Source organism: Shewanella sp. UCD-FRSSP16_17, from assembly GCF_001675935.1.
GTDB classification, from domain to species: domain Bacteria; phylum Pseudomonadota; class Gammaproteobacteria; order Enterobacterales; family Shewanellaceae; genus Shewanella; species Shewanella japonica.
Genome location: NZ_LZFV01000001.1, coordinates 717,307 through 730,513 on the forward strand (window position 1 = coordinate 717,307; position 13,207 = coordinate 730,513).

The 13,207-nt window shown below is 40.7% G+C and carries 7 protein-coding genes and 5 tRNA genes; 10 read left to right on the plus strand and 2 right to left on the minus strand.

The features are described from left to right. The first annotated feature begins 1 nt into the window (after position 1). A complete protein-coding gene (locus A9267_RS03040; protein ID WP_065108191.1) occupies positions 2-718 on the plus strand; it encodes a 3'-5' exonuclease in 717 nt (238 codons plus the stop codon). 203 nt (positions 719-921) lie between these two features. Here A9267_RS03040 and A9267_RS03045 read toward each other — a convergent pair whose 3' ends face one another. Both A9267_RS03045 and uvrB read right to left on the minus strand, forming a co-directional pair. Continuing rightward, positions 922-2,493 carry a BCCT family transporter gene (locus tag A9267_RS03045; protein ID WP_055025924.1) on the minus strand — a complete coding sequence of 524 codons (1,572 nt, stop codon included), beginning with the start codon at positions 2,491-2,493 and terminating at the stop codon, positions 922-924. Positions 2,494-2,812: 319 nt separating this feature from the next. Next, a complete protein-coding gene (gene uvrB / locus A9267_RS03050; protein WP_055025923.1) occupies positions 2,813-4,852 on the minus strand; it encodes an excinuclease ABC subunit UvrB in 2,040 nt (679 codons plus the stop codon). Between the two features lie 1,691 nt (positions 4,853-6,543). Between uvrB and A9267_RS03055 the strand changes: the two genes are divergently transcribed. The 9 genes from A9267_RS03055 (at position 6,544) to rsxC (ending at position 13,206) form a co-directional block, all read left to right on the plus strand. Further along, a tRNA-Asn gene (locus A9267_RS03055) sits at positions 6,544-6,619 on the plus strand. Positions 6,620-6,658: 39 nt separating this feature from the next. Then, positions 6,659-6,734: transfer RNA gene (locus A9267_RS03060), tRNA-Asn, on the plus strand. A gap of 23 nt (positions 6,735-6,757) precedes the next feature. Beyond that, positions 6,758-6,833, plus strand: a tRNA-Asn gene (locus tag A9267_RS03065). Positions 6,834-6,860: 27 nt separating this feature from the next. Then, positions 6,861-6,936, plus strand: a tRNA-Asn gene (locus A9267_RS03070). Positions 6,937-6,956: 20 nt separating this feature from the next. Continuing rightward, positions 6,957-7,032: transfer RNA gene (locus A9267_RS03075), tRNA-Asn, on the plus strand. Positions 7,033-7,218: 186 nt separating this feature from the next. Then, positions 7,219-9,120: an EAL domain-containing protein gene (locus tag A9267_RS03080; RefSeq protein WP_055025922.1), complete on the plus strand. Its 1,902-nt coding sequence runs from the start codon at positions 7,219-7,221 to the stop codon at positions 9,118-9,120. Between the two features lie 125 nt (positions 9,121-9,245). Further along, positions 9,246-9,824 carry an electron transport complex subunit RsxA gene (gene rsxA, locus A9267_RS03085; RefSeq protein ID WP_055025921.1) on the plus strand — a complete coding sequence of 193 codons (579 nt, stop codon included), beginning with the start codon at positions 9,246-9,248 and terminating at the stop codon, positions 9,822-9,824. A gap of 2 nt (positions 9,825-9,826) precedes the next feature. Beyond that, positions 9,827-10,426, plus strand: a complete 600-nt coding sequence (gene rsxB, locus A9267_RS03090; protein ID WP_065108192.1) for an electron transport complex subunit RsxB — start codon at positions 9,827-9,829, stop codon at positions 10,424-10,426. Continuing rightward, on the plus strand, positions 10,420-13,206 hold the full coding sequence (rsxC, locus tag A9267_RS03095; RefSeq protein ID WP_065108193.1) for an electron transport complex subunit RsxC: 2,787 nt from the start codon (positions 10,420-10,422) through the stop codon (positions 13,204-13,206). The genes rsxB and rsxC overlap by 7 nt, the downstream gene beginning before the upstream one ends. The last annotated feature ends 1 nt before the right edge of the window (position 13,207 follow it).

Below are 13,207 nucleotides of genomic sequence, written 5' to 3' on the forward strand. Positions count from 1 at the left end.
TATGCGTAATTTTGCTAATCAAGAAGTGCTTAACTGGAAGGTTTTTCTACAAAACAAAGCCTTAAAAAGCAAAGATGCCCGCTTAACTCACTTTTACGAAGCTAACACCTACCATGGTGAGACTCAGTTGAAAGATATTGAGTTCGTGGCATTAGATTTTGAAACAACAGGATTAGATGCCCAGCAAAATAGCATTATTAGCATTGGACTCGTTCCCTTTACCCTTAACCGAATAGCATGTCGGCAAGCTAAGCATTGGTTTATTACCCCTGAAGATAAACTGCAAGAAGAGTCAATTATCATTCACGGTATTACCCACTCAGATTTAAAAGGTGCACCTGATTTACTCAGGATACTTGAGCAATTATTAGATCAATTAGCAGGTAAAATTGTGGTAGTGCATTACCGCCGTATTGAACGTGACTTCTTTGATGCTGCACTTCGCAGTTTAATTAACGAAGGCATAGTGTTTCCTGTGATTGATACGATGCAAATTGAAGCTGATATTTATCAAGCTAGACCTAAGCAGTTTCTTGATTGGATTATTAAACCTAAACCTCACTCTATTCGTTTAGCCAATAGCCGCACACGCTATAATTTACCAACTTACCCACCCCATGATGCACTCACCGATGCGATTGCTACAGCTGAATTATTACAAGCGCAAATTAGGCATCATTTCAGCCCCGAAACACCGATTAAAAAGTTATGGCTCTAATTTTGTTTGTTTAACTGGCTCACCCAGTAACCTTATTGTGTTTAAGCTATTATTCACAAACCACAAATGAAAAGCCGATGAGTGCAACACACTCATCGGCTTTTTCTATTGTTTGGATTATTAGCGTTAGCGAACATTACTAGCGTTAACGAACATTACTGGCGTTAGCACACATTAATATTGCTAGCACAGCGAATCCTTAATTAGCGCTTCTCGGTTCTAAGCCCCATGATTAAACTCACACACATCACCAGTAAAATGATGGTAAAAGGTAATGCGGTGGATATGGCGCCAGCTTGTAGTGCTTCGATAGCTTCTGTGCCGCCGACCCAAACAAGTGCTGCAGCAATTGCCCCCTCAACCAGTGCCCAGAAAACACGTTGTGGTGCTGGCGCATCAACTTTACCGCCCGAGGTAATACTATCAATAACCAGTGAACCTGAGTCTGAAGAGGTAACAAAGAACACCAAAACAAGCACCACAGCTAATAGCGAAATGATGTTACCAATAGGTAACTCATCAAATACCTGGAACATGGCTAATGGCACTTCTGTTAAGCCCTTTTCACCTAATGCCCCTACGCCATTGACCACTTGGTCAATACCCACACCGCCAAATACTGACATCCATATGATGGTAACAACTGTTGGAGCGATTAACACCGCAGTCATAAACTCACGAATGGTTCTACCACGTGAAATACGTGCGATAAACATGCCCACAAATGGGGACCAAGATATCCACCAAGCCCAGTAGAAAACAGTCCAACCGTGCATCCAAGCTTCATCTTCTCGTCCAATAGGATTACTGAGGGGAATGATATTTTCGATATAACCCATGACCGTTGTCGGGATGGTGCCCATTGAAACTGCAAACGTCACTAACGCGACAAACACCAATAAGGCTAACGCCATTAACATATTAATGTTACTAATGACCTTAACACCACCATCAATCCCCCTCATCACTGACACAACTGCGACTAAGGTGACGGCAAAAATAATGGTAATTTGTAGCGTTAACCCGTTAGCAATGCCAAAGATATGATGAAAACCACTTGCCGCTTGTTGAGCCCCTAAGCCCAGTGAAGTAGCAAGTCCAAATAAAGTGGCTAATACTGCTAGAATATCCACAATATGACCAGGCCAGCCCCAGGTTCTATCACCTAAAATAGGATAGAAAACCGATCTCATCGATAAAGGTAAGCCTTTATTGTAAGCAAAAAATGCTAGCGATAATGACACCACACCGTAGATAGCCCAAGGATGCAGTCCCCAATGGAACATGGTTGCGCCCATTGCTAATTTAGCTGCTTCAGGCGTATTCGCTTCAACGCCTAGCGGGGTTTCATACCAGCCTGTGAAGTAAGCAACAGGCTCTGCAACCGCCCAAAACATCAAACCAATTCCCATACCGGCAGCAAATAACATTGCCACCCATGATAATCTTGAATAGTCAGTTTTCGCCTCTTCTCCTCCTAAACGCACTTTACCAAAAGGAGAAATAATCATTAGCAGGCAGAACAAAACAAAAATGTTGGCAGACCACATAAACAAGCCGTCAAATGCACCGATGATTTTCCATTTAATTCCATCAAGTACGGCTTTGGAGGTGGCAGGGTCTAAAACGAGTAAGGCAATGATAAATATGCCGATGAGAGAAGCGCTGATCCCAAAAACAGGGTTGTGGACATCAAAGCCCCATTTTTGAATATTATCCTGACCGACTGTGTAATCGGTATTATCTATACTGTACTTATCTTTATTCTTTTTCATTGTTCCTCAATTAGAAGAAATTTTCATTCGAAAATTGTATTTATATTTTACGTTATAAGGTGAGCTTTTGCTGAGAAATGACCAGAACAATCTTGTTTCATGTCACTATTTACACCAAAAGTTAGATATTTTTAACAAAATGAATGCGTAAAATGGCAAATCGGCGGGTTATTGTTTCGATGAGTTGAGTTTTTCATCAAAATAATTTTTAGTTAAATATCAATTGTTTTTGTCTTGCCCCGGTTTACATAAGCCAAAAACAAACAAGCTCAGCAAAGGCTGAGCTTGTTTCATACTAAAGCGATGTGATCAAACCTTGTTAACTGTTTAAGATGATTTGCTCTCTTAACTGCTTAACTTGATCTCTGAGCGCCGCTGCTTGTTCAAATTCAAGATCCCTTGCATGTTGATGCATTTGTTTTTCAAGCTCGTCGATTTGCTGTGATAGCTCAGCAACGCTTTGTACTTTACTGGTAGCGGTATCGTATTGAGGCTCAGACTCTGCAACTTTACCAAATGCGGTATATTTATGTTTGCTGTTACCCCGATGTGGATCGCCTAAATCCATCACATCAGTGATCTTTTTAGTCACACCTTTTGGCGTTTGTCCCAATTTAACATTATGAGCGTGCTGTTTCTCACGACGCCTTTCAGTTTCACCTATCGCTTTTTCCATCGATTTAGTCACCGTATCGGCATACAAGATAACTTTGCCGTTAACGTTTCGTGCAGCGCGGCCAATGGTTTGAATTAGTGAACGTTCTGAGCGTAAAAATCCTTCTTTATCCGCATCTAAAATACACACCAGTGAGACTTCTGGCATGTCTAATCCTTCACGAAGTAAGTTAATCCCTACCAGCACATCAAAATGACCGAGTCGTAAATCTCGTATCACTTCCACCCGCTCTACTGTATCAATATCTGAGTGCAAGTAGCGCACTTTAACCCCATGTTCATCAAGGTATTCGGTTAAATCTTCAGACATTCGTTTTGTCAGGGTCGTGATTAACACCCTTTCATTAGCAGCGACTCGCTTAGGAATTTCAGATAATAAATCATCGACTTGTATCGCCACTGGACGAATTTCAATTTCAGGGTCAAGTAATCCTGTAGGTCTAACGACTTGCTCTGCGACTTCGCCGTCGCTTTGGTCAAGTTCGTAATCACTTGGGGTTGCCGACACAAATACCGTTTGTGGCATTAGTTGCTCAAATTCTTCAAACTTTAATGGTCTGTTATCTAATGCAGAGGGTAAACGAAAACCATATTCTACAAGCGTCGTTTTACGGCTACGATCACCTTTATACATGGCTCCTATTTGCGGTACGGTAACATGTGACTCATCAATAATTAATAACCCATTGGCAGGCAAGTAATCAAGCAAGGTTGGCGGCCCGTCCCCCTCAGCTCTACCAGAAAGATAGCGAGAGTAATTTTCGATACCTGAGCAATACCCAAGCTCAACCATCATCTCGATATCATATTGTACTCGCTCAGAGATACGCTGCGCTTCAATCAGCTTATTGTTATCCAATAATTCCTGACGTCGCTCTCTTAATTCTTCTTTAATATGCTCTGTCGCTTCGATGATTTTTTCTCTTGGCGTCACATAATGGCTTTTAGGATATACCGTGGTGCGCGCTAATCTTCGAGTGACTTGACCTGTTAACGGGTCAAACTCACTTAACTGTTCAATTTCGTCATCAAACAATTCAACTCTGACAGCATCTCTTTCTGACTCTGCTGGGAAAATATCGATTACTTCACCACGAACACGGAAAGTACCACGCTGCAAATCTATGTCGTTGCGAGTATATTGCAATTCACCAAGGCGGGTAATGATGTCACGTTGCCCCATAAAGTCGCCTTGACGAAGATGCAATAACATCTTCATATAAAGTTCAGGATCACCTAGACCGTAAATGGCAGAAACTGAAGCAATCAATACTACATCTTTGCGCTCTAACAAGGCCTTAGTTGCAGACAAACGCATTTGTTCAATATGGGCGTTTACGGAAGCATCTTTTTCGATAAAGGTATTGGAAGCAGGCACATAAGCTTCAGGCTGATAATAGTCATAATATGAAACGAAATACTCAACCGCGTTATGTGGGAAAAACTCTTTCATTTCACCATATAATTGTGCAGCTAAGGTTTTATTAGGCGCCATGATAATCGTTGGGCGGCCTAAGGTTTGAATTAAGTTAGCAACCGTAAAGGTTTTACCAGACCCCGTCACCCCAAGCAGCGTTTGTTTAGCCACTCCCGCTTCTAAGCCATCAACAAGTTGTTTAATCGCAGTCGGTTGATCACCCGCGGGTGAATAATCTGAAACGAGGTTGAATACTGTGTCAGTCAAAGCAAATACCCTTTATATAACGTCATGCTATTTTATACTGAACCCGATAAATTTAGCTAACCGTTCGATTAAATTTCCCAAAACAAAAAACAAAGTGTATTCAATTGATGAGCTAAAGTGATGAGTTAGATGCGTAAATACCCACCCCTTATAAACTTTAATCAAGTCGCTAACGGATAGAGCACCCCACTTCCTTATCAAGAGATTATTACAATATAAAGAAAGAAAGATGAAATAATGCTACAACAGTTACACACTATGTTATTTGTACGTAAAACCGCCAAAAACCCCGTTTATTAGGCAATTTAATACACAATCTGGTGCAATAACTGAATACTTTACCCATCCCTAAATAACAAGTGCTAAAAAATAGTTATTGCTTTTTTCAACATGCTGAAAAATATATAAAAAATAATCTTGTTGAATATCAGCCAAATTTAAGTCTGTTTCAATAAAAATAAGGGTTACAGAGCATATTTAAGGAGTAACTCACAGGCTTATCCACAGATTTAGTGGATAAGTGCTTCAAACCCATTAATCGTGGGCTATCGACGTAAACAGAAATTAATAAAACCGTAAGAAAAGCAACATGAAATAAAATTACATTTGTAAGTTGATTAAATTAGTGCCCTATTTTAGCGCATACAAGACTAGTACAATGGTTTGATGAAAACCTATGATTTAGGTTCAATAATACATTGCCATTTACAGCACATTTCTTGATGCTTTTGAGTAAAGGCTGCAGAACAGGTTTACTGCTTAGTAGCAAAAACGACGGTGTTTTTTGAATACTCCCGCAGCTCAATTGAAAGCCGTTCTATAGGATGATGCTCTAACGCTACTTTACTCAAAGCGCTATTGTTAATTACCCAGCAGTATTAACCAATGCGAATTACACACGTTGAAATGCTCGATACTCAGCATGCTCTTCTAGTACACGCTTGCAAGCGCTCTTCTATAGTGCTTTTCTTTTAGCGCCCTTCTTTACCGCTCTACACAAAATGTTTTGTACAAATTGCTTTTATATTAAGTGCTTTTATACGAAGAGCTTTATATAAGAAGTGCTTTTATAGCTAACGTGAACCTTCTACCTATATAGGTAATAATGTCGGTTTGTCATTTCTGCCACCTCTTTATTGACTAAAGATTTCTCATTACTTGATCAGTTCTAGTGAACCTTATCTTTAATCTGCTATTCATTTGCCGCTAAGCGCCTTCCATTCTATGCGCTGTTCGCTAAAGGTTATCAGCTGTACATTAATTGACGTGCATTGTTTGTTCATTAACTCAATACTTAGTGCTTGATGCTTAGTTCAAAACAAGCTTAGTGGCAGTCCAAATCGTTAAACGACATAACATACTCGTCTTGAATCAATCCTAAAAAGCAAAAAGACAACCGAAAATCGGCGCTGATAGCAGTTAAAACCTTATTTTGCCGTGGTTGATACTTGAATTAACCCATTAAAGTGGAGATGATGAGTTAAATGACACGATTCATTGCCGTTGAGTAAAAGTGTTACTTTTCAAATTGATTAGTAAAAAATAGCCATTATGGGCATTTATAAGCCACGATGGGTATTAGATGAGCAGTTAACATCAATTTTTCACTTTTTTTTATATCTCGAGTTGACTCATTGATCAGGGCGTTTTACTATGCGCTCCGTTCTCAGCAATACATTGCTAAAAACGATTCCCCTGTAGTTCAGTTGGTAGAACGGCGGACTGTTAATCCGTATGTCACTGGTTCGAGTCCAGTCTGGGGAGCCAATTTAGTTTAGTTTGTTGAAAATAAAGATAAAATGCGATTCCCCTGTAGTTCAGTTGGTAGAACGGCGGACTGTTAATCCGTATGTCACTGGTTCGAGTCCAGTCTGGGGAGCCAATTTTATCTTAGTTTTAATCGATTCCCCTGTAGTTCAGTTGGTAGAACGGCGGACTGTTAATCCGTATGTCACTGGTTCGAGTCCAGTCTGGGGAGCCAATTAAAACACAATTAAGAAATAGCGATTCCCCTGTAGTTCAGTTGGTAGAACGGCGGACTGTTAATCCGTATGTCACTGGTTCGAGTCCAGTCTGGGGAGCCAATTCTTATATATTCTTCAATTCCCCTGTAGTTCAGTTGGTAGAACGGCGGACTGTTAATCCGTATGTCACTGGTTCGAGTCCAGTCTGGGGAGCCAAGAAGAATTCAATCGTTAAAATTACTACCTTCCTCCTATTACTATCTTTTTTAAATTCCCTTATATTTTTTTGTAAATTACACTACAATTCTATTCGTTAACTCCTTTATTTGTTGTAGCTTTTTATTTTTCCGCTATACCAAAATTGAATGAAGACAACTGTGTATTATAGGAAATGGACTATTCATGGGTTTATCAAAATCTTTCCAATTAGTTTTATTTGTCATTTTCGGATTATTACTTTATCGGATTTACGATCTAGAAAATAAAGAAATGCAGCGCCAAGGTTCTATAGCGACCGAAAAGTACGCTGAATATGTTAATCAAATGTCTGATTGGACAGGTGACGGCAAATCACTATATGAATTACTTTCTCAACAGTTTACTTTTCAATTTTTTCAATACATACATGAAAGTGACAGTGATAAGAACTTCACGTTTGGTTCACTCGCTAAAGCTGAAGGCAATTTTGAAGATACCATTTTTAAAATTGAACTTGGCCATACAAAAGCATTCTCACAAGGCCGACTGCAAGTCAGACTGAGTACGAGTTCGGTAATTTCAGCAAGTTTTGTCAACCTTGAAAAAGCAGCAACCTTAACAATTGTTGCTTACTTGTTGATAATGATTAGCTTTGCAATACTTATGGCCATTCATCGCCGTGGCATAAAATATATTTGTGATTACGTAGATAATATCCCCAACCTGTCTTTTCAGGCTGTTGAGACTTCACGCTTACGAGGTTCATTAAAACCCATTGGCGTTGCTCTTGAGAAAAGCCGAATTGAGCTGAAAACCAGTATTGGTAACTTCCATAAAGAAAACGACTTATTAACCAAAGCCGCATATCAAGATCCTGTAACTGGCTTCTCTACTCGTCGTCGATTTAATGATTATTTAAAAACGATTACTGATTCAGATAAACAACAATTTGGGGTGCTTTGCATTATTAAAGCCGCCGAATTATCAAGTATTAATCAGCTTCATGGCCGTGAAGCTGGCGATGATTATCTAAGTAAAATTGCCACGTGCATACGTCAAGCAGCAGCCAAAACAGGGGTCAATGAATATTATCGCGTATCGAGCAGTGATTTTGCGTTATTTATTAACGATATTACCGTTAAAGAAGGCGAACAGTTTTTAGTCAGCTTAAAACGTTACCTCGATGAATATGCTCAAACGGTTGATACCGATAGCATCGCCCATAGCGGAATGGTGCCGTTTGAACAAAACTGTGACTCTCATGCCCTGCTGACACTTGCAGATACTGCAGTTAGCATTGCTCAAACATCAGGGCCTAATCGTTACCATATACTCGAGAAGTTTTCTGGTAATCAGCAATTGGGCGACGATCACTGGAAAGTGACCATTAATGAATTAATTAATCGTAAAGGCATCAAGTTTTTCCAGCAGCCTATTTTACCTTGTAACAATCAAGTGGATGTTTATCGAGAATTATTTGCTCGCTTTTATAATAGTGAAGGCTCAAACTTGCCCACTGCCAGTGTCATTGCCATGTCAGAACGTCATGGACTAAATGTGGATTTAGATAAAATGATTGTGGTGCACACGCTACAACTATTAAATTCAAACCCAAGCCTAACGGGTAACTTCGGTATTAACATCAGTGCCTCATCAGCCTTACAAGAAGTGTTTGTGTCATGGTTACGCGATATATTGTCGAGTCACCGCTCTACCTCTGCAAGAATCGTATTTGAGCTTAATGAATCTGGCATGCAAAAAAATGTCACTGCCAGTCGCCGTTTCGTCAACGAAATGCATAAAGTGGGCGCAAAAGTGGCCATTCAACATTTCGGATTAGGCTTTTCTTCGTTTAAATTTTTCCGCGAAGTAAAACCAGATGTCATTAAATTAGACAGCAGTTACAGCGAAAACATTGATCAAGATAATAACAACAAATTCTTTGTCAGAATGATTGTTGATATTTCACGCAGAATTGGGATTAAAGTCATAGCCACAGGCGTTGAAAAACAAGATGAGAAACTCACATTAGAAAAAATGTTAGTTGACGGATTACAAGGTTATTATATTGCTAGGCCAGAAATTATCGCTAAAACAGATAAATAATCGACCAATGTCAGTCCAATCTTACAAATTAGGGTTATTATTTACATAACCCTTTTTTTTATCCGTTGTTTCTCAAGCCTAAACCTTAGATAATACAACTAATATCTGAATTAAAAAGTGTAGTAATGACAGACTATCTCTTACTGTTAATTGGCACCGTGTTAGTCAATAACTTTGTGTTAGTAAAATTCCTTGGTTTGTGCCCTTTTATGGGAGTATCAAGCAAGCTCGCCTCAGCCATTGGTATGTCCATGGCGACAACGTTTGTGTTGACCCTAGCTAGTATTCTCAGCTTTTTAACCAATGAGTTCTTATTAAAGCCTTTCGACCTCAACTATCTAAGAACCATGAGTTTTATCTTGGTCATTGCTGTCGTCGTGCAGTTTACTGAGATGATGGTTCAAAAAACCAGTGCATCATTACATCGAGCTTTAGGTATTTACCTGCCACTTATCACAACCAATTGTGCTGTATTAGGTGTTGCCCTATTGAACGTCAATGAAGACCATAACTTTATTCAATCTGCAGTTTATGGCTTTGGCGCCGCTATTGGTTTTTCATTAGTGCTTGTTTTATTTTCAGCCATGAGAGAACGTCTTGCTGCAGCAGATGTCCCACTACCTTTCAAAGGCGGGGCTATCGCCATGATCACAGCGGGTTTAATGTCTCTTGCCTTCATGGGATTTGCGGGGCTGGTTAAATAATCATGTCTAGTATTGTAATCGCAGTTATCGTGCTCACCGTATTAGCACTCATATTCGGACTCATTTTAGGTTATGCCTCCATCAAGTTTAAAGTTGAAGGCAACCCCATTGTTGAACAAGTTGAAGCGCTGCTACCGCAAACACAATGTGGCCAATGTGGCTACCCTGGCTGTCGCCCATACGCAGAAGCAATTGCCAATGGCGATAATGTCAATAAATGCCCACCAGGCGGCACTGCGACAATGGAAAAAATTGCCAGTTTGATGGGCGTTGATCCTGAGCCGTTAAATGAAGTCGCTCAAGAAAATATTAAAAAGGTCGCCTTTATTCGCGAAGACGAATGTATTGGTTGCACTAAGTGTATTCAAGCCTGTCCAGTGGATGCCATATTAGGCGCTGGTAAGTTAATGCATACCGTTATCGCTAAAGACTGTACAGGCTGTGATTTGTGTGTCGAGCCCTGCCCGGTAGATTGCATTGACATGATACCTGTTGAACAAAACCTTAAAAATTGGGATTGGAAGTTAAGCCGTATCCCAGTAACCATTGTAGAAGGTGTTCAAGCGCCTAACCGTGAAGTAAAAGAGGAATCTCAGTGCTAACTTTATTAGAACAAATTGATAAAGGGACGTTATGGCACTCTCCAGGCGGGATCCATCCACCACAATTAAAAAGCGTATCCAATCAAGTTAATAGCGCTCGACTACCGTTATCGCGTTATTATTCTGTACCTGTCCCGCAAGTGGGTGACAGCGCACGCTTACAAGTAAAGGTTGGCGACAAAGTATTAAAAGGCCAAATGCTGACTGAAGGTGAAGGCTTTATTTACTTACCAGTGCATGCGCCAACATCAGGCATTATTGCTGATATTGCGTTAAAGCCAAGTAATCATGCATCAGGCTTACCCGTATTGACATGTGTGATACAAGCCGATGGCAAAGACGACAGCATTGATTATCAGAGCAGTGAATTAGCAACCCTATCTAATCAACAAATTCTAGATAAAATCATGCAAGCTGGCATTGCGGGTATGGGGGGAGCAAGTTTTCCTAGCCATATAAAATTAAACCCAGCCAGTGAAATCGATTTAGTTATCATTAATGGTGTGGAATGCGAACCTTACATTACCTCAGATGATGTAATTATGCGTGAAAACGCTACCGAGATCCTCTCAGGCATTAACATCATTAATACTTTGCTCTCTCCTCAGCGCATTATTATTGCTATTGAAGATAATAAACCAGAAGCTGTCAGTGCAATGCGTAGTGCACTTGATAACGCTACTGAATTACAAGGGATTGTCAAAGTGACAGTCATCCCTACTAAGTATCCTTCTGGTGGTGAAAAACAGCTTATACAAATCATTACTGGCCGTGAAGTACCAACTGGCAGCATTCCAGCTCAGCAAGGCATTGTTGTTCATAACGTCGGTACGGCTTACGCTATTCAAGATGCCGTGCTACATGGGAAACCGTTAATTGAGCGCCTAGTGACTTTAACTGGTGAGCAAGTCTCAACACCAGGTAACTACTGGTTACCCATAGGTTCAAGTGTTAAAGATATACTTGAACAAGTTGGTTTTGATGAGGCGCCTTTACAAAAAGTGATTATTGGTGGCCCAATGATGGGTTACGCACTACCAGATTTTGATGTACCAGTGCTAAAAGGCACCAACTGTATATTGACCCCAAGTCAAAATGAAATAGCGCCTGATACTGAAGAAAAAGCATGTATACGCTGCGGAGAATGCGCCATTGCATGCCCTGCACTATTATTGCCTCAGCAGTTATTTTGGCATGCAAAAGCAGAAGAGTATGACAAAGCAGCCAGCTTTAATTTAAAAGACTGTATCGAATGCGGCTGTTGCAGTTACGTTTGTCCAAGCGATATCCCCTTAGTTGAATATTATCGTATTGCAAAATCTGCTCTTAAAAACGAAGCTGAAGAAAAAAGACAAGCAGAACAAGCAAAAGTCCGATTTGAGGCAAGACTGCAGCGTTTAGAAGATGAAAAACGTGCACGAGAAGAAAAGTCACGCTTAGCCGCAGAAAAACGTAAAGCTGCGATGGAAAATAGTGATAAGAAAAACGCGGTTGCTGAAGCAATGGCTAGAGTGGCTGCGAAAAAGAAAATGGCAGAACAAAACACTCAAGCAGATAGTAAACCTGCCGCTTCCACAGATAAGTCATCAGCAGTTAGCGCTGCCATTGCACGTGCTAAAGCGAAAAAGCTCGCGCAACAGGCAGAAAATCAAGCATCAATTCAGGAACCATCAGCACAGTTAGATCAAACAACAGAACACGCTTCACCTGTTGATGACAAGAAAGCACAAATAGCTGCGGCAGTTGCACGAGCAAAAGCCAAAAAACGTCCGCAACAGAGCGATAATAAGGTTTCTGAGCAAGCACCCGATAACACTAATGAATCTGTACCTGTTGATGATAAAAAAGCCCAGATAGCTGCTGCAGTTGCACGAGCAAAAGCCAAAAAGCTTGCGCAACAAAGCGATAATAAGGTTTCTGAGCAAGCACCCGATAACACTAAGGAATCTGTGCCTGTTGATGATAAAAAAGCCCAGATAGCTGCTGCAGTAGCCAGAGCTAAAGCTAAAAAACTGGCTAAACAAGCTGATACTCAATCAGAAGATCAACAGCAAACAATAGAATCGTCTTCAGTTAACGAGCAATCGTCAGTGCAAGCGTCGTTATCTCCTGCAGATGAGAAAAAAGCAAGAATTGCCGCAGCTGTCGCTAAAGCAAAAGCGAAAAGGCTGGCTCAAAGTGCTGGACAACCGCAGCAAGATGATGAACACCTTGCACAAGCACAAGCAATTGACACTTCCGTTACCGTTACCCCAGAAACAGAATCAGGTTCAGTAGCGGAAACACTCACTTTGTCTCCTGCAGATGAGAAAAAAGCAAGAGTTGCCGCTGCTGTCGCTAAAGCAAAAGCGAAAAAGCTCGCACAAAGTGCTGGTCAAAGTGCTAGTCAAAGTGCTGGTCAACGTGCTGGTCAACCGCAGCAAGATGATGATCACCTTGTTCAATCACAAGCAATTGACACTCCCGTTACCGTTAAGACAGAAACACAATCAGATTCGGTACCTGAAACAGCCACTTTGTCTCCTGCTGATGAGAAAAAAGCAAGAATTGCCGCTGCTGTCGCTAAAGCAAAAGCGAAAAAGCTCGCACTAGGCGCAACTCAGCCACTGCAAAGTGAAGCAAAAGCAGTTGAAACCGACATTAGCGACACCCAATTTGATCAAACCTCAATTGAGCCAATAAAATCGGCTGCTGAGGTAAAAAAAGCAAGAATCGCCGCTGCTGTAGCCAAAGCTAAAGCGAAAAAATTAGCGAATCAACAGAGCAGTGAAAAGGAATAAA